This window comes from Pseudomonas izuensis (assembly GCF_009861505.1).
Taxonomy (GTDB): Bacteria; Pseudomonadota; Gammaproteobacteria; order Pseudomonadales; family Pseudomonadaceae; genus Aquipseudomonas; species Aquipseudomonas izuensis.
This window is the reverse complement of the sequence record NZ_WTFT01000003.1, coordinates 171777-194253: the sequence shown is the minus strand read 5'-3', so window position 1 is coordinate 194253 and position 22477 is coordinate 171777. Positions and strand designations below refer to the sequence as shown.

The window sequence follows — 22477 nt, the reverse complement described above, 5'->3', positions numbered from 1 at the left end:
ATTGTAGGAGCTGGCTTGCCAGCGAAGAGGGCGTAACAGTCGCCGACAGACATCAACGCAATCGCGCCCATAAACTCACGCAGCGGCTCCAGCTTGCCGCGTCCGCGATATCAACATTCCCTCGCTGGCAATGAGCCGCTAACATACGCGCCCCCAAAATCAAGGAACGATAACGTCCCCATGAATCACCTTCCCATCGCCAAAGAAGCGCTGTGCGCCCAGGCACAAGCCATCAGTCAACTTGCAGAACGCCTGGATGGCGAATTCCAGCGCGCCGTCGAACTGATCCTCGGTTGCAAAGGCCGTGCGGCGGTATGCGGCATGGGCAAGTCCGGTTTGATCGGCCAGAAAATGGTCGCCACCTTCGCTTCCACCGGCACTCCGAGCCTGTTCCTGCACCCGGCCGAAGCCTTCCACGGCGACCTCGGCATGCTCAAGCCGATTGACGTCCTGATCCTGATTTCCTACAGCGGCGAAACGGAAGAAGTGATCAAGCTGATCCCGAGCCTGAAATCCTTCGGCAACAAGATCATCGCCATGACCGGCAACGGCCAATCCACCCTGGCCAAACACGCCGACATCTGGCTCGACATCTCGGTAGAGCGCGAGGTGTGCCCGAACAACCTGGCCCCCACCACCTCGACCCTGGCGACCATGGCCATGGGCGACGCACTCGCCGTTGCCCTGATCAGCGCCCTCGATTTCAAACCGATGGACTTCGCCCGCTACCACCCCGGCGGCAGCCTCGGCCGCAAACTGCTGACCCGCGTGAGCGACGTCATGCACACCAACATCCCCAAAGTCACCCGCGACACCTCATTCCACGACTGCCTGCTGGTCATGACCTCCAGCCGCCTGGGCCTCGCCTTGGTGATGGAGCAAGACAAGTTGATCGGCATCGTCACCGACGGTGACCTGCGTCGCGCACTGCTGGGCAATCCAGGTGTCGTGAACGAAAACGTGGCGACTTTCCTGACACCGAACCCGCACACGGTTAAAGCCTCTGCGCAGTTGTCCGAGGCTGAAGCTTATATGCTGGAGCACAAAATTCGGGCGTTGCCGGTGACAGCGGATGGTGGGGATGAGGTGGTGGGGGTTGTGGAGATTTTTGACTGAGACGGTTGGTCTTGTGACTCGACTGGATAGCCATTCCCCTTATTAGATTGTTTTCATGCCTATCTGTCTCAAAGGTAAATCATTGTCGTCGTTGTGCAGGGGCGGGAGTATCTAAACTTTTTTTGATTTCAGCCGAAGAACTAATGCGTCTTCAGCGCCTGCTAAATGCTGAATAAACGGCGGTCAGAGGTTGATTCTGCATAGCCTAATAAAAAATTGAGTAATAGCCGGGACAACCACCGGCAACCTGAGGGGAAGTATGACCGAATTATTGATCGAGACAGATCACACGTGCGCCTTTTTTCAACCGGGCACATCTGATTATCTAATGATCACTTTCGGCCACATGGGGAAACCCGGCCGGCGTACATTTTGGGGGCAGGCAGCAACTGAGAAGTTAGGTATAGCTTGTATTGGATTGGTTCCAAAACATCCGCATTGGTATCCGGTTTCAGATTTCGAAAAAATATTTGAGGTGATTCGCCCTGTATTAGCCCGGTACAAGGAGGTTATTTGCTATGGCTTTAGTATGGGCGGTTATGCAGCTCTAAAATTTTCCGTTAAATTACAAGCAAAGCACGTGCTGGCATTCAGCCCGCAAGCAAGTATTGATCCGGATATGCTGGGTGTAGTGGATCGGCGTTATATTGAGTTTTTTAATGCAGAGCTACATGCCGGGATGGAAATTCGTCCTGGAGAGTGCATCGATGGCGCCTTGGTTGTTTGTGATCCGGGGTTCGCCGCTGATATGTTTCATCTAGGGGCAATCAGAGCTGTCGCTAATATTGAAGTAGTGCCACTTCCTCGCGTTCAACATCAGACGATTGATGTTGTAGCTGCTACTGATCGTCTCAGCAAAGTGCTGCATATCTTGCGCCAAGATGACCAAAGGGCTGCTCAAGATCTTACTTTGGCATTGGCAGAGTTTCGAGACATTGCACCTGTGGTATAGCGTGTCATTCATGAAGCTGGGGTTTTAGTGTTTCTAGCAAGCGAACTCGGACGATTTGTTCAGGTTCGCTTCGGTAGAATCCCTGATTGTTATCGTTGCTGGTGTTTCACTTCGACTCTTAACTTCTTGTTGGTTGAAGTAAGACAACTTTAGCGGATGCAAGCTTTCGGTTGAGTGTAAACCCTAAATTTTATCGCAGGTTTTTTCTGTGCTTATTGCTTGCGCTGGCTAAGCCAGCTTGCCCTTTAGCGTCAGCCTCAGGGCAAGCTTTGCTATTGTGGTTAGTTTTTGGCTCTTCGCATGTAAATACTTCCAAGTAGTCTTACGTGCGCAGACTTCGAGTCAGCAAAAAAACGTTCCGGGGTAAGTTCAAATTTCTTTACTTTCTTTTCATTCGATGTCTTTTTTACTAACCAGTGAATAAAGCGTTGCTCCAGGTAGTTGTTTTTCTTGCCGTCATGCATGGATGCAACAACGGGTCCTGTTTTGGTTTTTTCGGGTGCCAATTTAATTTGAATAGTTTGTGCGGAAGCGGCGTTTGGTTGCTGAGCCTTTAAGGCGTTTGCGCCGACTTTCCACACGCAGTTGGCTTCTAGATTGTTTTCTTCAGGAAGAACTATCTTCAAGCCTGCGCCGCCATAGGCATCTTCAAAAACAAGGCCGGCAAACATCTGTGCATCCACCGGATGCGGATCACTGAAAAATCTCTCGAGCACGCGTAGCGATTTGACGGGCTCGATATCCAGATTTTTCAAGCGACTGCCAAAGATGCGCGCTGTTTCTTCAATAAAGCTCAGTGCCCCCTTATGGATACGATGCACGACCTCTTCACGTTTTGCCTCGGCTGCGAAGCGCTCCATGAAAATCGGGGTGAGGCGGCCATTCCAGTCACGGTCCATGCGGACAAAGGAGGTGTCCACGCTACTGAACAATGTTTCGTAGAGTGGGACATTTCGGCAGAACGGATGGTGGGTGTCGTGACGGTCCACGAACTCGCCCAGGTAACCTCTGATCGGCATACCGTAAGCATCGACGCGCTTGAGTGCCTGGCGGAAGGTCATCAAATAGTAACCGCCAAACAACTTCTTGCGATCAGTCAGCAGATACAGGGATTCCTGCATGGTACCGGCATACCCGATGTCAACCAGGGCAACCTTACCGTCATCAAGCAGACCTGTTCCTTCCAGATATTCAAGGTAATTCGCCCGCTCTTTGCTGGCCGCGTCAACGATGAGCGGAAGCAGATCAAGGAAAAACGGCTTGAGCATTTCCTGATGTTTATTGGTGACGATCGTCTCGAGGGTCAGATCGTGTTTTGAGAGGATCTCGGCCGGGACATTGGCTGGATAAACACCAAAACGAGACGAAAGCAGGTGCTGGATGGTCGTGCGTGCATAGTCCACTTGCAGCAGATCCATTACGCCGTGTTCGTCGCGCACCTTGGCCAGATTTACGGCCCTGCGCGAGCAGAGCAGGTAATGGCTGCTTGGCGCCTCAGGGTAGTTCTGGGCGATGCGGTCGTATGCTTCCTTCATGATCAAGCCGTCGCGAGACAGGAAGTACAGACGTTTCACACCGTCGCGAATGGCTTTTTCCATCAACCACTTGGTATAGCCCAGGAGCATTGGGCCTTGGCCGTAGTAGCCCAGGCGCCAAGGATCGCCACAGAACAGGGTTCCGCGCCGATGTGGCAAATAAGGGTTGTCATGGAATCGATTGCCCGCGACAGCGAGCATCATCTTCCAGTCGAGGGAGTGGCGCTCTTCATCGCGGGACCAGGGCGTCTTGAAGCTGTCGCACTCTGCAAAGACTTCCGACGCCTTGACCAGGTGGAACGGTTTGATATTGCGTTCTTTGGCTTTTACGACGTCGGCGGCAACGTTGTCCCCTACATGGAGAATCGTTTTCGGATCGACCTTCATGTCTTCGAGGACGTGATCGAATAGCCGGCCGTTGTGTTTCTTGACGCGCGCTTCGGACGAAACGTAAAAGCGCTCATAACCTTCGTAGCCATTCTTTTTGAGGATGGCTTCGAGGAAGTCGCGGGGCAGGTACATATCGGAAATGATGATGATGCGCTTGCCCAGGCTGCGGGCTTCATTGAATGCCTTGAAGCCCGACAACCTTGGATAGAGGATGTCCATTTCCATCTGCATTTCGAGCTGCTGAACACGCTCCGCCAGTTCCTGGCCTACGCCCGTTTGCTCCGCGAATGCCTGATAGATTTCATCGATCCGGGTCTCACCGTCGCCACGTGCAATAGCCTCCTCGAAAGCGGCTTTTTCTGCGGCGCGCCGCGCTGCACGAAAGTCCAGGGATGGAAGGTTGCAAATCTCGCGGACTTCATCCGACATAAACTCAAACATGTCGGAAGGCGATTTGAATGGTCGATACAAAAGCGTATCGAAAACGTCGAACGAGATAATCGGGTACCGCTGAATCTGCTGCGACAGCTCCCGGCAGTGATCCATTGATGACTCTTCACGTACCAGATTGAAATAGCCAAGCTGCTTCAGGTATTCGGGTTCGCGGCGAAGATTCAATAGTGTATTGGCCAAAGGCTCGCTATCGGTCCAGCGTGGGAAATCCCCGGCAGGGCGAGCGACGAGTTTTCGAAGCCAGGCTGCGTAGCCTTTGCCATCTTCCTCAAGCATTTGAGTCGGAAGGTGCTTGGAGCTGATTGTTGAAATGATCAGATCATCTCGTACGATCGGCTCTCCCGCCGTTACCTGGGCAAAGAATTCATTCCAGTCGTTGGTCGTCGCGAATGGCGTGATATGACTGGCACCCAGTGTCAGCAAAGGTTTTTGCCAGAATGCTGCCTGATAACCGAGGGAGGAGGAGATGGTGATAACGCCATCCATCTCAGGAACCAGCAACTGCGATACTGACGGAATTTTGTCGAAGTTTTCGAAGTAAGCGAAGTTCGCAAAGCGCGAGCGCAGGTAGCTGATGTTTTGCTCTGTCAGGACGGCACTTCGTGTCTGGCCTGACCAGTAGTTGGTCACTACCAAGGCCTGGTTGGCCGGAATACGCCCCATGATGTCGACCAGCACATCGAATTGGCTGCGGCGGCCCAGTACAGAGTTGATCATGAAGTAGCCATCAATCTGCAATGGCAACAGGATCACGCTACGAAAGCGTTGTTTAAGGTCGTTGATTGCCACTTGCGTTGGAGCAATCGAATCCAGGAACCGTGCTTCGTGATCACGCAGGGTTTCGAGGGCTTCCAGTTCTGCCCGGCTGACAGACCGATCTGCTGGAGAGGTACTATCGCCGAGAAGGCCGGTGTCAAACGCGACCAGATTGGCAAATGGCGCGCGGGAGAAAAACCCCGGCATCTGATAAACAATGCGCGCCTTGGTAAAGATCTCTCCAAGGAACGACATAGGGGATTCCCAGACGATAATGACGTCGGGTTCGAACCCTTCCGGGATGCCGGACTTAAGCAGTTCGCCGAGACGCGCGTGCTCACCATCCTTGTAGTCCTTGGCTTGATGCCTGAGCGAACGTTCAAGGGTGTTTTCGCCTTCGGTCCAGTCCAGCGGATCGATGGTCGACATCGAGCCGATTGCAGCGACGTGGCCGTCACGCAATGCGCGTTCAGCAATGACCTGGCTGACGATGCAGTGGACGTTTACACCGGCACCACGCAGTGCGGCAACTTGCGGCACGATTGAGCTGCGAAGCGTAGCGTATCGAAATTCAGGATTGCCCAGCTCAATGGCGGGCTCCAGATAGAAAAGGACGTTCATTCAAGTTCCTTGAAATCTGCTGGAGTGTTTCCTGCCGGGGCAATCCTTGAGTCAGCTTATAGAAAGTCCAGTATGTGACATCCCTGTCTTTTAACTTGTTAGTGCTGTACAAAATTCACTGGCCCAACAAACACTCAACTCAAAGTAAATATCGATTTGGATTGTCGCCATGACAGGGTCATGGCGGCATTCACGTAGGTGTTTACTGTCTTTCTTGCTTAGTTGGGGCTCACGCCCACGGCTCGACCCAGTACAAGGGTCTGTACGATGGGTCCGATAATTTTTTGCCACTCGTACACAGCCGCGTTGGTGACATAAATCGTGTCATCCGGCTTTAGCATGACTTGGCGGGCGTAAAAGATTGCAGCCGGATCACGCATGTCAATACGCATGACAATGGGTTTGGCCACTTGAGTAGGGGTGGCTTCCCCCATCCGGAACACGAATACACCCTGTGGGTTTGCATTGGCTTCTTTCAGGCCGCCCACGGAACCCAGTGCATCCAACAGACTGGCGTTCTGTGCCGGCAGGTCGTGCAAGCCTGGCTCGCCCACAGCACCCATCGCCACAAAGCGCTGGCGCGCACGGTCCAGGATCACTTCCGAATTGGGCTTCAGGACGAAGTTGTTACCGGCCAGGATATCTTCGTAGTTGTAGGTGCTGGCTTGAGCACCATTACGTACCGTGACGTTGACCAAATGCGGCTCCATCACCGGGCCACCCGCCTGGTTGACCGCATCCAGCAAGGTCAGCGGACCCTGCAGGGTGGAGAATCGCCCTGGGGCTTTCACTGCGCCGGCGACCAACACCGAACCCGACAGATCACCCACCAGATCCACGTGCGCCTGCACGTCGGTGGTCACGCCCTTGAGCTTCTGGCGGATCATGTCTTCGACCTGGATCAGGGTCATGCCGGCGACGAACTGATGGCCAACGTAGGGCAGGGAGATCATCCCCTTGTCGTCGATGCGCACCTTGAGTTGGGTGCCGCCCGTGGAGAGCGGGGCGAACAGGCCGCTGCCTTCCGGCGCGTTGTCGGTAATCAGCACATTGATCACGTCGCCGCCCATCAGGCGCACGCTTTGCGCCAGGGGGCTGGTGATTTTGGCTTTGGTCGGCTTGGCGGCTGGGCGCATGAACGGCGCGATGGTGTTGGCGTTGATGTCCACCAGGTCATACGCCGCGCTCTGGCTTTTGCTTTCGATATCGCCTTTGTACGGGCCTGCACCAGACAAGGTGCCGCCGCAACCCGCCAGGGTCAAAGTCACCAGCATCAAACCCGCGACAGCGCTGTTTCGCATGCTCAAGTTCAGGGGGCGAAGGGGCAGGCCGGAAATGGATTTAATCACGATGATCCTCGATCGATGCAATTAGGAAGCGGGTGATGCCGTACAGAAGGAGCAGGGCAAGGAAGAGGGTTGCCAGGTTGTACAGGCGCTCTGGATAGAGGGCCATTTGCGGCGTGTTAGGGCTGACCACGGTCACCAGGGTGCGGATCTTCTTGCTGGCTTCAATGCGTGCGTTGTCCAGTGCGGCAACGGCGGTCTTGTAGGTTTCCTCGGCGATGCCGGCGTCCAGGGTCAGCTGCTGGAAGCGCGAAGCCACCACGTTGAGCTGGTCGCCATCGGGTGCAGACACCAGCAGGCGTTTTTCGGCATTGAGCTGTTCACGAATGGCGTTGACGCGTTGCTGTTGCTGCGCAACCTGAGGTGAATCAGCGCGAAGCTTGTAGCTCATTTGCGTGAGTACGGCGCGCTCTTTGGAGTGCTCGCCTTCCAGGGTGTCGATGATGCTGGCGCGGCCCTGGGCCGAGCTTCTACCGTCCAGAACCTTGTTACGGTTCTGGAAGCTCAGCAGCTCTTCCTTGCGCTTGGTGTAGTTCTTCTTTGCGCCTTCCAGTTCGCCTTGGGCGAAACGCATCTGCTCGCGGGCGATGCTGTGGGAGACTTCGTTCACGAAGTGCTCGCTGGCCTCAAGAATGGTCTTGACCATTTGCTCGGCCAGTTCCGGGCTGAAGGCTTGTACTTCAACTTTGAGCAGGCCGGTGGTTTCGTCGTAGTGGGCGGACACCATGCGCTGGTAGTACTCGAGCAGGTCCTCGCGCTCGGTGTCCTTGTCCAGCCAGAAGAACGGGTCATTGCGTTGCTTGCTGTACTGCTCGACCCAGTGCAGGCGGTCTTCCAGCAACTGCATCATGTCCATCGACACGATGTATTCACGCAAGTACAGGGTCTCTTCCCGGGAGGCCGGGTTGGCACCGCTGAGCAGCATGCTCAGGCCAGGCATTTGAGCGGCAGGGTTGTTGCCGTCCTGACGTACGACCACTTGCGCGGAACTGACAAAACGGTCCACGGCAAAAAAGCTGTAGTAGACGATGGCGACAACCATCGGGAGCACGATCAGCCCCAGCGTCAGGCGCCAGCCCTTGAATTTACCCGTACTGCTCATATGCACTCGCATCCTTGAAATAAAACAATCACGCCGCGGTCAGGGCGATCAGGTGTTGTAGGCCTTGATGCCTTCATCGACATCGTCATAGATCTGCACCCCGCCATCGCGCACCAGCAGCACGACGTCACAGAGCTTTTTGATATCGGGCATGCTGTGGGAAACCAGCACAACCCTGGATTTCTTCAGGCGCTCCTCGAACACATCGGCGCACTTGCGCTTGAAGTGCGCATCACCCACCGACATCACTTCGTCGATCAGGTAGTAATCGAAGTCGAAGGCCATGCTCAGGCCGAAGGCCAGGCGCGAGCGCATGCCGGAGGAGTAGGTCTTGACCGGTTCGTCGATCCAGTCGCCGATTTCGGCGAAGTCCTCGACGTAGGCAATCTTCTGGCGCATGGCATCACCTTCGGCGCCATACACCCGGCTGACGAACTTGATGTTTTCGCGGCCGGTCATGGTGCCCTGGAAACCGCCGGCCAGGCCTACGGGCCAGGAAATGCTCTTGTCGGTGACAACGGTGCCGGAGTCTGGAATGTCAGCGCCGCCCAGCAGGCGCATCAAGGTCGATTTGCCTGCGCCGTTGCGGCCGATCAGGCCGATGTTCTTGCCGGCGGGGATTTTCAGCGACAGGTCGCGAAACACGTGGCGGCGACCTTTGGGGGTCAGGTACGACTTGGTGATATTTCTGAGCTCGAACACGGGAAACCTGCGATTAGCCGTTCTTGGTGGAGATCAAATGCAGTCGACGAACCCGATAAGTACCCAGGGAGACGAACAGCAAAACAAGGGTGAAGGCGATCACGTAGTGCACCGAGACACCATCGACCGGAACGTAATGCGGAAAGATTTCGGCACGGAGCAGTTCAAGCAGGTGCAGGAACGGATTGAGCAGCAACAGCGGCAGCATGGCGTGCGGCAGGTAGGCGGCGGGGATGAGTACGCCCGAGATGAAATACAGCGGGAAGAACATCATCCGCAGGAACAATGTACTGCTGGGCATGGCATGGGCGATCAGCGACAACAGCATGCCCAGGCCAAAGGCGAACACGACCCCCAGCAAGATGGTCAGCATCCACTCGATGGGCGACTTGATGGACATGTCAAAGCCGTACCAGGCGAAGCCGAACACCAGAATGGCGTACACGCTGGCCGAAATGCAGAACTCCACCAGCGCACGGGCGATATAGGTGTCGAGGGGCTTGATCTGTTTATAGGAAAACAGCGCACGGTTTTCCTTGGGGCTGTTCATCAGGCGCATGGCGATGTTGCGAAACAGCAGGAAGGGCGCCAGGCCGACCAATACAAAGACCGGGAAGTCGATGCCTGCCACGGTGCGGCCGCGAATCAAGGCAAACAGCACGCTCAGGATCAGCAGATGGCAAATGGGCTCGATCAGTGTCCAGGTGGCGCCCATGCGTCGGTCGCCGAAACGCGAACGCGCTTCACGCAGCACCAGGGCAAAAATGACGGATTTTTTGATTTGCAGGGGGGAGCGAGGCTTGAGCATGGGTTACCGCAAAGCACAACGGCGCGATGCACGCGTTGTTTGAATTCATTTTCAGAGGACTTTCTGCCTATGCAGATAGATCGCTTCCATTCGAGGGGCGCGAGGTTAAACGGTCGGGGAGACAATCGTCAAGCCGATTGGTTCCCTGGCAGTGCCTGACTAAAAGTAACGGTTCGGGAGCGATGGGCGCAGGTCAGGAAAACGGATTTCCTCAATGTTTATCGGGTGTTGCCGATAACAGTGCCTGAATGGAGCGGACAATTTTAATGATTTTTAACGTTGACGCGCAGGTATGTCAGGCCCGACCCTTTAGCTCGGCGGAGCGTGCCTCAATGTGCGGCATTTAGGCACATATCGCCGCCAGTCAGGAATTGTGACGTTGTTCCATGGTGCGTAAAACTTGGCGTGTTACCTTGTCGATATGCGCCGGCCATTCGCTTGAATGGCGTGCTGGCGGATTATCCTGTATCAGAGGACGGACGTGATTACTTGGCCCGTGATTGTCGTGGGATTGTTGGTGTTTTTCACCCTGATGGTTCTTGTCGTTTCGCTTTATGGTTGGATCCAACATCTGAAGAACAAAGAGGATATCGAGTAGGAGATTCCGCTCGGCACAATCCCGTTTTTTATACGAATCCCCGCCTTGTGTTGACTACAAAAACACCGCCTGTAGGAGCTGGCTTGTCGGAACGCCGCCCCGCAGCGATTGTCGTGTCGCTGTTGGGTCCTTCGCTGGCAAGCCAGCTCCTACAAGGGGCCGGTTTTTTCATCGGGCAATCATGAAGCAATCAGCTGCCGCAGCACGTAGTGCAAAATCCCTCCCGACTTGAAGTACTCCACCTCATTGAGCGTGTCGATCCGGCACAGCACTTCGACTTTCTCCCGCGTGCCGTTTTCACGGGTGATGACCAGGGTCAGGTTCATCCGTGGCGTCAGTTCGATGCCGGTCAGACCGATGATGTCCAGGGATTCGGTGCCTTTGAGGTTCAGGCTCTTGCGGTTTTGATCGAGTTTGAACTGCAGCGGCAGCACGCCCATGCCCACCAGGTTGGAGCGGTGAATCCGCTCGAAACTTTCCGCGATGACGGCTTTGACCCCCAGCAGGTTAGTGCCTTTGGCCGCCCAGTCGCGGCTTGAACCGGTACCGTATTCCTGCCCGGCGATCACCACCAGCGGTGTGCCCGCTGCCTGATAACGCATGGCCGCGTCATAGATCGCCAGTTTTTCCCCGGTCGGAATGTAGAGGGTATTGCCACCTTCTTCGCCGCCAAGCATTTCATTGCGTATCCGAATATTGGCAAAGGTGCCGCGCATCATCACTTCATGATTGCCGCGTCGCGAGCCGTAGGAGTTGAAGTCTCGCGGTTCAACACCTTTTTCACGCAGGTAGCGGCCCGCCGGGCTGTCAGCCTTGATGTTGCCAGCCGGGGAGATGTGGTCGGTGGTCACCGAATCGCCGAGCAGCGCCAACACACGGGCACCGTTCACGTCCTTCACCACCGGCGGTGGCCCGCCGATGTCATCGAAGAATGGCGGGTGCTGGATGTAGGTGGAATCCGCCTGCCAGACATAGGTAGCCGCTTGCGGCACTTTGATGGCCTGCCACTGTTCGTCACCGGCAAACACTTCGGCGTATTCCTTGTGGAACATGGCGGTGTTGACCTGCTCCACGGCATCGGCGATCTCCTTGCTACTCGGCCAGATGTCCCGCAGGTAAACCAGCTTGCCATTCTGGTCCTCGCCCAAAGGCTCGCGGCTGAGGTCGATGCGCACGGTGCCGGCCAGTGCATAAGCCACCACCAGCGGCGGCGAGGCCAGCCAGTTGGTTTTCACCAGGGGGTGGACCCGGCCTTCGAAGTTGCGGTTGCCGGACAGCACCGAGGCCACGGTCAGATCGGCCTGCTGGATGGCTTTTTCGATCGGTTCCGGCAAGGGACCGGAGTTGCCGATGCAGGTGGTGCAGCCATAGCCGACCAGGGCAAAACCCAATTCATCCAGGTAGCGCGTCAGACCGGCGGCCTTGTAGTAGTCGGTGACCACTTTCGAGCCGGGGGCCAGCGAGCTTTTTACCCAGGGTTTGCGTCGCAGGCCTTTTTCCACGGCTTTCTTCGCCACCAGGCCGGCGGCCATCATCACGCTAGGGTTGGAGGTGTTGGTGCAGGACGTGATCGCGGCAATCACCACCGCGCCGTTTTTCAGGCGGTGGGTCTGGCCCTCGAAGTCGTAGTCCGCTTCGCCGGCCATATCCGCATTGCCCACCGCCACGCCGCCTCCGCCCTCGCTTTCCAGGCGGCCTTCTTCCTTGCTGGTGGGTTTGAGTTGGACACCCAGAAAGTCGCTGAACGCTTGCGCGACATTCGGCAGCGATACCCGGTCCTGCGGGCGTTTCGGTCCGGCGAGGCTGGCTTCGACGCTGGCCATGTCCAGCGCCAGGCTATCGGTGAAGACCGGTTCTTTACCCGGCAGGCGCCACAGGCCCTGGGCCTTGCTGTAGGCCTCGACCAGTTTTACGGTGTCGAGGGGGCGGCCGGACAGGCGCAGGTATTCCAGCGTCACGTCGTCCACCGGGAAGAACCCGCAGGTGGCGCCGTATTCCGGGGCCATGTTGGCAATGGTCGCGCGGTCCGCCAGCGGCAGGTCGGCGAGACCGTCGCCATAGAACTCGACGAATTTACCGACCACGCCTTTCTTGCGCAGCATCTGGGTGACGGTCAGCACCAGGTCGGTGGCGGTAATGCCTTCCTTGAGCTTGCCGGTGAGCTTGAAACCGATCACTTCCGGAATCAGCATCGATACCGGTTGGCCGAGCATCGCCGCTTCAGCCTCGATGCCGCCGACGCCCCAGCCGAGCACGCCAAGGCCATTGATCATGGTGGTGTGGGAATCGGTGCCCACCAGCGTATCCGGGAAGGCATAAGTGCGGCCGTCCTCGTCCTTGGTCCAGACCGTGCGACCCAGATATTCCAGGTTCACCTGGTGGCAGATCCCGGTGCCCGGCGGTACCACGCTGAAGTTGTCGAACGCGCTTTGGCCCCAGCGCAGGAATGCGTAGCGCTCGCCATTGCGTTGCATTTCGATATCGACGTTCTGTTCGAACGCGCTGCTGCTGGCGAACTTGTCGACCATCACCGAGTGGTCGATCACCAGATCGACTGGCGACAGTGGGTTGATCCGTTGCGGGTTGCCACCGGCCTTGGCCATCGCCGCACGCATGGCGGCCAGGTCGACCACCGCGGGCACGCCGGTGAAGTCTTGCATCAGCACCCGCGCCGGGCGGTACTGGATTTCGCGATCGGAGCGGCGCTCCTTGAGCCAGGCGGCAATCGCCTTGAGGTCGGCGCCGGTGACGGTTTTTTCATCTTCCCAGCGCAGCAGGTTTTCCAGCAGCACCTTCAACGACATCGGCAGCTTGTCCAGGTCGCCCAGGCTTTTGGCGGCATCCGGCAGGCTGAAGTAATGGTAGGTCTTGTTATCGACTTGCAGGGTTTTCAGAGTTTTCAGGCTATCGAGGGACGGCATTACGATCACTCCTATAAGTCCACACGGCTACGGACTGAGGGGACGGGCAGAGCATTAAACCTAGCCCTGTTTTAGGTAGCTGGCTAATAACAGGACTCTATCGCTGAGTCCGAGGTTCCGAAGTCAGCTATCATGCGCCGGTTTTCGTGACAGGCTTTGCTCCAGCGCAAGTCTGGGCATCGCGCAGTGGCGAATGTCTCGCCATCTGTCCAGGAGTAAGAATGAACACCCTCTTTATGCATTGCCGGCCGGGCTTCGAAGGCGAAGTCTGCTCCGAGATTTCCGACCTCGCCGCACGGCTGAACGTAGCCGGTTATGCCAAGGCCAAGACCGCCAGCGCCTGCGCCGAATTTGTCTGCACCGAAGAAGACGGCGCCGAACGCCTGATGCGCGGTCAGCGTTTCGATCAGTTGATCTTCCCGCGCCAGTGGGCCCGGGGAATCTTCATCGACCTGCCGGAAACCGACCGCATCAGCGTAATCCTCGCGCACCTGGCGGACTTTCCGACCTGCGGCAGTCTGTGGCTGGAAGTGGTCGACACCAACGACGGCAAGGAACTGTCGAACTTCTGCAAGAAGTTCGAAGGCCCGTTGCGCAAGGCACTGACCGCTGCCGGCAAACTGGTGGATGACACCAACAAGCCGCGCCTGCTGTTGACGTTCAAGAGCGGTCGTGAAGTGTTCATGGGGCTGGCGGAGTCGAACAACTCGGCGATGTGGCCAATGGGCATTCCGCGCTTGAAGTTCCCCCGCGAGGCGCCCAGCCGTTCGACCCTGAAGCTGGAGGAGGCCTGGCACCACTTCATCCCGCGTGACCAGTGGGACGAGCGCCTGCATGGCGACATGACCGGCGTCGACCTCGGTGCGGCGCCCGGTGGCTGGACCTGGCAACTGGTCAATCGCGGCATGCTGGTGACCGCCATCGATAACGGTCCGATGGCCGAAAGCCTGATGGACACCGGTCTGGTGCAACACCTGATGGCCGACGGTTTTACCTTCAAACCCAAGCAGCCGGTGGACTGGATGGTTTGCGATATCGTCGAGAAACCGGCGCGCAACGCCGCGATGCTCGAAGAGTGGATCGGCGAGGGTCATTGCCGCGAAGCGGTGGTCAACCTCAAGTTGCCGATGAAACAGCGTTATGCCGAAGTGAAGCGCCTGCTGGAGCGCATCGCCGATGGCTTCAAGGCGCGGGGCATTCGCGTGGAGATCGGCTGCAAGCAGCTGTACCACGACCGCGAAGAGGTGACGTGCCACCTTCGCCGACTCGATGTGAAGAAGCCAAAATCCCGCTGATCGATGAATTGGCCGGTCAACACAAATCCTGTAGGAGCCGGCTTGCTGGCGAAATCGGCACCGCGGTTATTCAGATTCACCGCGTGCTGGCTTTCGCTGGCAAGCCAGCTCCTACAGGGGTGAGGCGTTGTGCCACAGATGACCGAGCACCCGGTAATGCGCGACAATGCCGGCAAGTTTCAGGAGTGAATCATGAGTGAAATGATTGATGCGCCGGTTGACGGCACCCTAGACGCCACCGGTCTCAACTGCCCGGAGCCGGTGATGATGTTGCACCAGCACATCCGTGACCTGGTGCCAGGCGGCTTGCTCAAGGTGATCGCCACCGACCCGTCGACCCGGCGTGACATCCCCAAGTTCTGCGTATTTCTCGACCACGAACTGGTAGGGCAGCATGAAGATGCCGGCACTTACCTGTACTGGATTCGCAAGAAATCCGGTTAAAGTCCCGCGAAAACTGTAGGAGCAAAGCTTGCTCGCGATGGCGTCAGATCAGTCAGCATCAAAGCGTGAATATACTGACGCCATCGCGAGCAAGCTTTGCTCCTACAGGACTTTTTTGGATCAACCCACCGGGTGGCTGATGCGAATCCGTTTGCGTGCACTGCGCGTCAGGCGGATCGACAGCATCAGCGCTGCGCAACTCAGGCCTGCGATCAAACCTTCCCACAGCCCGCTCGGGCCGCTGGCCGGGCCGAACCAATCGGTCAGCCCCAGCACATAGCCTACCGGCAGACCGATGCCCCAATAGGCGAACAGCGTCAGGATCATCGTCACACGAGTGTCTTGATAGCCTCGCAGCGCGCCGGCGCAGATCACCTGGATGGCATCGGAGAACTGATACAACGCGGCATAGACAATCAACATGGAGGCAATCTGGATCACCGCCGTGTCGGGCGTGTAGATCGAAGCAATGGATTCGCGCAACAGCAGGATAAAGCTTGCCGAAAACGCGGCGAACACCAATGCCGCGCCCAGCCCGACCTTCGCCGCGAAACGCGCCTGCCAGGGGTTGCCCGCGCCCAGTGCCTGGCCAACCCGAACCGTAACCGCCATGCCCAGGGAATAAGGAATCATGAACAACAGTGAGCTGATGTTCAGGGCGATCTGGTGTCCCGCGACCACGGTGGAGCCGAGGCTGCCGATCAACAGGGCAATGACCGCGAAGATGCTCGATTCGGCAAACACCGCGATACCGATCGGCAGACCGATGCTCACCAGGCGCTTGATCACCGACCATTGCGGGCGGTCGAAACGCCCCAGCACGCGCGTGCGGGCATAGAAACTCGCCCGGCCTGTCCAACCGGCCATGCTCAACGCCATGAACCACATCACAATGCCGCTGGCCCAGCCACAACCGACGCCACCGAGGGCCGGCATGCCGAAATGGCCATAGATCAGCGCATAGTTCAGCGGGATGTTCAGCAGCAGTCCGCACAGGCCGATGACCATGCTCGGACGAGTACGTCCCATGCCGTCGCTGTAGCAACGCAGTACGTAATAGAAAGCAATTCCGGGAAAACCGAAGGCGATACCGTGCAGATAGCCCATGCTTGGTTCGATCAGCTGCGGATCGACTTTCATCCAGTGCAGGATCGGTTCGGCGCTGAGCAGCAGGCCGCTGCCGATCAGACCGACACACAGCGCCAGCCACAATGCCTGGCGGACCAGAGGACCGATTTCGTCGTGTTGTGCGGCACCAAAACGTTGGGCGACCTTGGGTGTGGTGGCCAGCAGAACGCCGGACATCAGCAGATAGACCGGAATCCAGATCGAGTTACCCAAGGCTACCGAGGCCAGATCCCGTGGGCTGACACGGCCAGCCATTACCGCATCGACGAAACCCATGGCCGTAGTAGCCAGTTGCGCGACCATGATCGGCAGGGCCAGCCCGAGCAGGCCTTTGAGTTCCTGGCGAACCGGGGTCGTGCGGGGGGTGGTGATGGTGTCAGTCACGGAATTCACAGGCGAAGCGTCCAGAAGTTTTGATGCGCAAGGCCGCGCATTCTACGCGTTGACGCATCGGTCAGGAAAAGACTGTGTTGGGTATTTGTAATCGCGCTGATTCCCCCTGTAGGAGCGAGCCCGCTCGCGAAAAACCTGAGAGCGCCGTGGGGTGTCAGACAGCCAGCGTTTTTGTTAACACCCATCGCGAGCATTCGAGCGTCGACCGGCTGCTCCTACACAGGGATGAATTCTGCGCCTACACTGCCAACCCGCCAAAGGAGCCTGCCATGCTGATTGTTGCCGACGAAAATATCCCCCTGCTCGATGCCTTCTTCGAAGGTTTCGGCGAAATCCGCCGGGTGCCGGGACGTTCCATCGACCGAACCATGGTCGAACAGGCCGATGTGCTGTTGGTGCGTTCGGTGACCAACGTCAACCGCGCCCTGCTCGAAGGTAGCAAAGTGCGATTTGTCGGCACCTGTACCATCGGCACCGATCACCTGGACCTGGATTACTTTCAGCAGGCCGGTATCACCTGGTCCAGTGCGCCGGGATGCAATGCCCGGGGTGTGGTCGACTATGTGCTCGGCAGCCTGCTGACCCTGGCTGAAATCGAAGGTGTCGACCTGACGCAACGTACTTACGGCGTGGTCGGTGCCGGCGAGGTGGGCGGGCGGCTGGTCAAGGTCCTGCAGGGCCTGGGCTGGAAGGTATTGGTCTGCGACCCGCCACGGCATGCTTTCGAGGGTGGAGATTACGTCAGCCTGGAGGAGATCATCGAGCAGTGCGACGTGATCAGCCTGCACACGCCTTTGAACAAGCGTGGCGCTCAGCCGACCTGGCATCTGTTCGATGAAAAGCGCCTGAAGAAACTCAAGACCGGTACCTGGCTGATCAACGCCAGCCGCGGTCCGGTGATCAATAACGCCGCCCTGCGCAATGTGTTGTTGGAGCGTGAAGACCTGCAAGCGGTGCTGGACGTCTGGGAAGGCGAGCCGGAAGTCGATGTGGCGCTGGCCGAACTCTGCGTGCTGGCGACGCCGCACATTGCCGGATACAGCCTGGATGGCAAGCAGCGCGGCACGGCGCAGATCTATCAGGCCTATTGCGATTTCCTCGGGCAGCCGGCCCGGGTCCGTTTGAATGATCTGCTGCCGGCAGCCTGGTTGTCGCAAGTGACATTGAGTGCCGAGAGTGATCCGGCCTGGGCGCTGGCGATGTTGTGCCGTGGCGTGTACGACCCGCGCCGTGACGATGCGGACTTCCGTCGCAGCCTGGTAGGCAACGTGAGTGAGCAGCGGGCGGCGTTCGATGAATTGCGCAAGAACTACCCGTCGCGGCGTGAGATCGATGGGTTGCAGGTGCGGATCGATGGGGATTCGCCAGCATTGCAGAAGATTGTGGCGGCGTTGGGGGCGACGGCTGTCTGAAAACCGCATTGGCCCAATCGCGGGCAAGCCCGCTCCCACAGGGTATTTGGTGTCCACAAAATCTGTGAACAATACTAATCCTTGTGGGAGCGGGCTTGCCCGCGATGGGTGCATCGCACCCTCCGATAATCAGACATAAAAAACCCGGCCTACAAGGGCCGGGTCAAGAAGACGGTGGCTATATCACTTTTGTTCGGCAGGCTTGACCAATCGCTTTTCCAGGTCGTGGCACGCTTTCTGGATCATGTCTTCAGTGATCGGTATTTCGCGGCCCTTTTCGTCAACAATCGAGCAACCCAGAGACTGATCTCCTTTCGGGCGGATCACTGGAACGGTGACATCGCTGCTGTTTTGCAAGGACATGGCCTGTCTCCTCATCAGGTTGTGTGCTTACTGTAGAACCGCCTGGTGACCGGGTTATGACAATTCCCTGCGATCGTTTCATGGCGGCAACACCAGTCCACCAGAAATACCATGACGTTGCCACCCGGACTTTAGACCAATAGCGTCTATGACCTAGTGTTCGCGGTCATAATTAACCTGACTCATTGTGATTTACCAAGTTCCACCCCATTGAGCGGTGTAGGGTTAACCTGTCAATTGCTCCGTTGTGGATGATGCCAATGCTCTCTGTTCGACACCGCCGTGCGATTCGCCTGGCCAGCCGTTTCATCGTGCCGTATCGCTGGCAGGCTTTCGGTGCCTTGCTCGCGTTGATCGTCACGGCGGGCATCACCCTGTCCATGGGACAGGGCATCCGCCTGTTGGTGGATCAGGGTTTCATGACCCAGTCCCCACACCTGCTCAACCAGTCCATCGGCTTGTTCATGCTGCTGGTGATGGGGCTGGCAGTTGGCACTTTTGCGCGGTTTTACCTGGTGTCGTGGATCGGCGAGCGTTGCGTCGCCGACATCCGTCGCCAGGTGTTCAATCATCTGATTTACCTGCATCCGGGTTTCTATGAAAACAATCGCAGCTCGGAGATCCAGTCACGCCTGACCGCCGATACCACGCTGCTGCAATCGGTGATTGGCTCTTCACTGTCGCTGTTTTTGCGCAACTTGCTGATGGTGATCGGCGGAATCGTCCTGCTGTTTATCACCAACCCCAAACTCACCAGTATCGTGGTGGTCGCCTTGCCGTTGGTGATCGCGCCGATCCTGATCTTCGGCCGCCGCGTTCGCAACCTGTCGCGCCTGAGTCAGGACCGGATTGCCGACATCGGCAGTTATGTCTCCGAAACCCTTGGCCAGATCAAGACGGTTCAGGCCTACAACCACCAAGTTCAGGATGAGCGCAAATTTGCCGTGACGGTGGAGGAGGCGTTCGATACCGCGCGCAAACGCATTTTCCAGCGGGCCTGGCTGATTACCCTGGTGATCATTCTGGTGCTGGGCGCCGTGGGTGTCATGCTCTGGGTCGGCGGCATGGATGTGATTGCCGGACGCATTTCCGCGGGTGAACTGGCGGCGTTTGTCTTCTATAGCCTGATCGTGGGTAGCGCGTTCGGCACCTTGAGCGAGGTGATCGGCGAACTTCAGCGCGCGGCAGGCGCAGCGGAACGGATCGCGGAACTGCTGCGTTCGGAAAACATCATCCTGCCACCGACCACCGATCCGGTGACCTTGCCCGCGCGAGTGAGGGGCGACCTGCAGTTGCAGGGCGTGCGTTTTTCCTACCCGTCACGTCCCGAAAGCTACGCTGTCGATGGCTTGAGCCTGACGGTCAGGGCCGGTGAAACCCTGGCCCTGGTCGGGCCGTCGGGTGCCGGCAAATCGACGGTGTATGACCTGTTGCTGCGCTTTTATGATCCGATGGAAGGGCGCATTTTGCTGGATGGCGTGCCACTGACCTCGCTCGATCCATTGGATTTGCGTCGCTGTTTTGCCCTGGTCTCGCAAACCCCGGCGCTGTTTTTCGGCAGCATCGAAGACAACATCCGTTATGGCAACCCTGCTGCGGCACTGGCCGACGTCCAGGAAGCGGCAAAAATCGCCTACGCCCACGACTTTATCCAAGCCATGCCCAACGGTTACCAGACCCACTTGGGTGACGGTGGCCTGGGCTTGTCCGGCGGCCAGCGCCAACGGCTGGCCATCGCCCGGGCGCTGCTGGTGGACGCCCCCATCCTGCTGCTTGACGAAGCCACCAGCGCCCTCGATGCCCAAAGCGAACACCTGATCCAGCAAGCCCTGCCGAGCCTGATGAAAAATCGCACCACCCTGGTCATCGCCCATCGTCTGGCAACGGTCAAAAACGCCGACCGCATCGCGGTGATGGATCAAGGGAGGTTGGTGGCGGTGGGCACGCATCACGAGCTCATCGCCAGCAATGCGTTGTATGCGCGGTTGGCGGCGTTGCAGTTCAGTGATGGCGCAGCTGTCACCGAGCTGTAGGAGCTGGCTTGCCAGCGAAGGAGGCCTCGCGACTTGCATCGCCAATGCCTACGCCTTCGCCGGCAAGCCGGCTCCTACAGGATCGGGTTATTGATCGTCGAAATACCGCTCATGCCAATCCACCAGCGGTTGCGGCGAGTTGAGCTTCTGGCCGTAGATCACCGAATACGACAGCACGTTTTGCACATACTGGCGGGTTTCGTCGAACGGGATGCTTTCCACCCATACATCGAAACTCAGGTGATCCGCGCCGCGCAGCCACTGGCGGACGCGGCCGGGGCCGGCGTTGTAGGCGGCGGAAGCGAGGACGCGGTTGCCGTTGAACTGGCTGTGGACCTGACTCAGGTAAGCGGCACCGAGCTGAATGTTTTTGTCCGGATCGAACAACTGCTGTGGCGAGGCATACGGAATACTGAACTTGCGCGCGGTTTCCTTGGCAGTTCCGGGCATCAGTTGCATCAAGCCTGACGCGCCGACACCGGAGCGGGCGTCGTCCATGAAGGCGCTTTCCTGGCGGGTGATGGCGAACACCCAGCTTGAGTGCAGGCCACGGACCTTGGCTTCACGGACCAGGGTTTCGCGGTGCGCCATCGGGAAGCGGATGTCCAGATCGTCCCAGTACTGCGCCTGGCTGATGGTGCGGATCGCCGGGAAATACCATTTCAGGTCGTAGGCCAGTTTGGCCTGGGCGACCATTTCGTCGCGGCTGAAGTGCCGGCTGACGTGATACCACTCGCGGCGACCGTCGACGATCTGGCCACGGGCGTGGAACTCCAGGGCGCGGCGTACGCCGGGGGTGTTGCGTACCTTATTGATGGTCGCCTGACTCAGCACCAACGGCTTGTTCAGCAGCGAATAGGGCGACTGTGAACGGTCGGCGGCGAGAAAACCATAGAAGTCACGCTCGCGGGCAAGGCTCTTATAAAGGGTTTGGGCTTCCGGGTTCTGCGGTTGCGCCAGTTCCAGGCTGCGGGCTTGCCAGTAGCGCCAGCGGTTGGTGGTGGCCAGGTCCTGGGGCAGGCGACGAGTCAATTGATAGGCATCGTCCCAGCGGGCCAGGCGCAGCAGCAGGCGCAGGCGCCATTCGGACACGGTGTTGTCGCGCAACTCCGGGTCGTACTTGGTCATCACATCCAGCGCGCGGCCGTCGAAACGGCGCGCGAGGGTCAGGCCTATTTCCCGGGCGATCGCCACTTTTTCGTCGCGGGAAAAGTGCATGCTGCTGGCATAACCGTCGAGCAGCTCCATGGCCTTGTCCGGATCCTGGCGGGCGAGGCGGCGCAGGCCAAGGCTGACGATATCCGACATCGGCTCGTCTGCTGGCGTGAAGCGCGACGGCTGGTTGAGCAGCTCGGGTTTTTGCGCCACATCGATCAACAGGCGACCCCGGGGGGCGAGGGTGGTCAGGCTGTTGACCAGGGCGTTGGCCAGCGGGTAGTTGCGCGCCTGGGCGGCGAGTTTGGCGCGCTCCCAGCGTTTCTGCTCGGTCAACTGGCCCTCGGCGGCCCACATGCCGAACAGCGCGTCGCAGGCCTCGGGTTGGGATTTGCCGGTCAGCCAGAGCTTGTTGGTGTTGGCATTACCTTCGGCCTTGAGATTATGACTGAGCTGATACTGCGCGTTCAGGCAGTCCAGTTCAGTGAAGTTCATTTTTGGGTCGTAATATTTGACGAAAGTCGCCCAGTCGCCGCGTTCGGCCAGCCAGCGCAACCAGCGCAGTTTCATCCAGTTGGCCTGGGGCAGGTCGCCGTGTTCGGCGAGGAATTTTTCGATTTCGGCATTGCTCGCGGTTTTCAGTCGCGCGGTCAGTTCGTCATACGCCAGGTACGGCTCCAGCGGATAATCGGCCAGGGCCTGGCTGTAACGGAAGTAAGGTCCGGTATCGCCCTTGGCCAGGGCGCGCTTGGCCTCGTCGTAATATTGGCGTTGGGTGGACAGGTCCACCGCGTGGGCGGATTGAACGGCAGCGGCAGAGAGTAAAAAACAGGACAAAAGCTTGAGAAGGCGACTGCGCATGAGACGTCCGGACAGAAAAACCATGACAAGTGCTGGCGATGCCCACACTGAATTCTCCGTAGCTTAGCCTTTTGCCAGCAACGGGCGAAAGCT

At 58.0% G+C, this 22477-nt stretch carries 15 protein-coding genes; 6 read left to right on the top strand and 9 right to left on the bottom strand.

Translation table 11 applies throughout. The features are described 5' to 3' along the window. The first annotated feature begins 180 nt into the window (after positions 1 to 180). Together GPL81_RS02645 and GPL81_RS02640 are read left to right on the top strand one after the other, a co-directional pair. The gene (locus tag GPL81_RS02645) at positions 181 to 1116 is read left to right on the top strand and encodes a KpsF/GutQ family sugar-phosphate isomerase (protein WP_160105082.1); all 936 of its coding nucleotides are present in this window, start codon (positions 181 to 183) and stop codon (positions 1114 to 1116) included. 259 nt (positions 1117 to 1375) lie between these two features. Beyond that, positions 1376 to 2068, top strand: a complete 693-nt coding sequence (locus GPL81_RS02640) for a hypothetical protein (protein WP_160105081.1) — start codon at positions 1376 to 1378, stop codon at positions 2066 to 2068. 281 nt (positions 2069 to 2349) lie between these two features. Here GPL81_RS02640 and GPL81_RS02635 read toward each other — a convergent pair whose 3' ends face one another. The 6 genes from GPL81_RS02635 to acnA form a co-directional block, all read right to left on the bottom strand. Continuing rightward, entirely contained in the window at positions 2350 to 5823 is a 3474-nt protein-coding gene (locus GPL81_RS02635; RefSeq protein WP_160105080.1) for an HAD family hydrolase, read from the bottom strand. A 218-nt stretch (positions 5824 to 6041) separates the two neighbouring features. Continuing rightward, positions 6042 to 7124 (bottom strand): polysaccharide biosynthesis/export family protein, encoded by a 1083-nt coding sequence (locus GPL81_RS02630; protein WP_160105079.1) that lies wholly within the window; start codon positions 7122 to 7124, stop codon positions 6042 to 6044. Between the two features lie 40 nt (positions 7125 to 7164). Next, positions 7165 to 8271 (bottom strand): KpsE/RkpR family capsule polysaccharide export protein, encoded by a 1107-nt coding sequence (locus GPL81_RS02625; RefSeq protein ID WP_096512669.1) that lies wholly within the window; start codon positions 8269 to 8271, stop codon positions 7165 to 7167. Between the two features lie 48 nt (positions 8272 to 8319). Beyond that, positions 8320 to 8973, bottom strand: coding sequence for an ABC transporter ATP-binding protein (locus GPL81_RS02620; protein WP_096512668.1), 654 nt, complete (start codon positions 8971 to 8973; stop codon positions 8320 to 8322). Between the two features lie 13 nt (positions 8974 to 8986). Further along, positions 8987 to 9781 (bottom strand): ABC transporter permease, encoded by a 795-nt coding sequence (locus GPL81_RS02615; RefSeq protein ID WP_160105078.1) that lies wholly within the window; start codon positions 9779 to 9781, stop codon positions 8987 to 8989. A gap of 777 nt (positions 9782 to 10558) precedes the next feature. Next, positions 10559 to 13300, bottom strand: a complete 2742-nt coding sequence (acnA, locus tag GPL81_RS02610; protein ID WP_160105077.1) for an aconitate hydratase AcnA — start codon at positions 13298 to 13300, stop codon at positions 10559 to 10561. 221 nt (positions 13301 to 13521) lie between these two features. Here acnA and rlmM point away from each other — a divergent pair, with 221 nt between their 5' ends. Then, positions 13522 to 14595 carry a 23S rRNA (cytidine(2498)-2'-O)-methyltransferase RlmM gene (rlmM, locus tag GPL81_RS02605; RefSeq protein ID WP_160105076.1) on the top strand — a complete coding sequence of 358 codons (1074 nt, stop codon included), beginning with the start codon at positions 13522 to 13524 and terminating at the stop codon, positions 14593 to 14595. Between the two features lie 192 nt (positions 14596 to 14787). Beyond that, on the top strand, positions 14788 to 15039 hold the full coding sequence (gene tusA / locus GPL81_RS02600; protein WP_160105075.1) for a sulfurtransferase TusA: 252 nt from the start codon (positions 14788 to 14790) through the stop codon (positions 15037 to 15039). Positions 15040 to 15159: 120 nt separating this feature from the next. Here the strand turns inward: tusA and GPL81_RS02595 are convergent, their stop codons facing one another. Further along, a complete protein-coding gene (locus tag GPL81_RS02595; protein ID WP_160105074.1) occupies positions 15160 to 16560 on the bottom strand; it encodes an MATE family efflux transporter in 1401 nt (466 codons plus the stop codon). Between the two features lie 269 nt (positions 16561 to 16829). Here GPL81_RS02595 and pdxB point away from each other — a divergent pair, with 269 nt between their 5' ends. Next, on the top strand, positions 16830 to 17972 hold the full coding sequence (gene pdxB, locus GPL81_RS02590) for a 4-phosphoerythronate dehydrogenase PdxB (RefSeq protein ID WP_160105073.1): 1143 nt from the start codon (positions 16830 to 16832) through the stop codon (positions 17970 to 17972). A gap of 183 nt (positions 17973 to 18155) precedes the next feature. Here pdxB and GPL81_RS02585 read toward each other — a convergent pair whose 3' ends face one another. Next, complete coding sequence (locus GPL81_RS02585; RefSeq protein ID WP_096512661.1) at positions 18156 to 18335, bottom strand: PA1571 family protein; 180 nt, start codon at positions 18333 to 18335, stop codon at positions 18156 to 18158. A gap of 251 nt (positions 18336 to 18586) precedes the next feature. On the opposite strand from GPL81_RS02585, the gene GPL81_RS02580 reads away from it, so the two are divergent. Beyond that, complete coding sequence (locus tag GPL81_RS02580) at positions 18587 to 20368, top strand: ABC transporter transmembrane domain-containing protein (protein ID WP_178122555.1); 1782 nt, start codon at positions 18587 to 18589, stop codon at positions 20366 to 20368. A gap of 87 nt (positions 20369 to 20455) precedes the next feature. Here GPL81_RS02580 and GPL81_RS02575 read toward each other — a convergent pair whose 3' ends face one another. Then, on the bottom strand, positions 20456 to 22384 hold the full coding sequence (locus GPL81_RS02575) for a transglycosylase SLT domain-containing protein (RefSeq protein ID WP_160105071.1): 1929 nt from the start codon (positions 22382 to 22384) through the stop codon (positions 20456 to 20458). Positions 22385 to 22477 lie beyond the last annotated feature (93 nt).

What these genes read in the sequence shown, in the direction of transcription:
- GPL81_RS02645 (WP_160105082.1), top strand. Translation starts at nt 181, where the DNA reads ATGAATCACCTTCCCATCGCCAAAGAAGCGCTGTGCGCCCAGGCACAA.
- GPL81_RS02640 (WP_160105081.1), top strand. Translation starts at nt 1,376, where the DNA reads ATGACCGAATTATTGATCGAGACAGATCACACGTGCGCCTTTTTTCAA.
- GPL81_RS02635 (WP_160105080.1), bottom strand. Translation starts at nt 5,823, where the DNA reads ATGAACGTCCTTTTCTATCTGGAGCCCGCCATTGAGCTGGGCAATCCT.
- GPL81_RS02630 (WP_160105079.1), bottom strand. Translation starts at nt 7,124, where the DNA reads ATGCGAAACAGCGCTGTCGCGGGTTTGATGCTGGTGACTTTGACCCTG.
- GPL81_RS02625 (WP_096512669.1), bottom strand. Translation starts at nt 8,271, where the DNA reads ATGAGCAGTACGGGTAAATTCAAGGGCTGGCGCCTGACGCTGGGGCTG.
- GPL81_RS02615 (WP_160105078.1), bottom strand. Translation starts at nt 9,781, where the DNA reads ATGCTCAAGCCTCGCTCCCCCCTGCAAATCAAAAAATCCGTCATTTTT.
- acnA (WP_160105077.1), bottom strand. Translation starts at nt 13,300, where the DNA reads ATGCCGTCCCTCGATAGCCTGAAAACTCTGAAAACCCTGCAAGTCGAT.
- rlmM (WP_160105076.1), top strand. Translation starts at nt 13,522, where the DNA reads ATGAACACCCTCTTTATGCATTGCCGGCCGGGCTTCGAAGGCGAAGTC.
- tusA (WP_160105075.1), top strand. Translation starts at nt 14,788, where the DNA reads ATGAGTGAAATGATTGATGCGCCGGTTGACGGCACCCTAGACGCCACC.
- pdxB (WP_160105073.1), top strand. Translation starts at nt 16,830, where the DNA reads ATGCTGATTGTTGCCGACGAAAATATCCCCCTGCTCGATGCCTTCTTC.
- GPL81_RS02585 (WP_096512661.1), bottom strand. Translation starts at nt 18,335, where the DNA reads ATGTCCTTGCAAAACAGCAGCGATGTCACCGTTCCAGTGATCCGCCCG.
- GPL81_RS02580 (WP_178122555.1), top strand. Translation starts at nt 18,587, where the DNA reads ATGATGCCAATGCTCTCTGTTCGACACCGCCGTGCGATTCGCCTGGCC.
- GPL81_RS02575 (WP_160105071.1), bottom strand. Translation starts at nt 22,384, where the DNA reads ATGCGCAGTCGCCTTCTCAAGCTTTTGTCCTGTTTTTTACTCTCTGCC.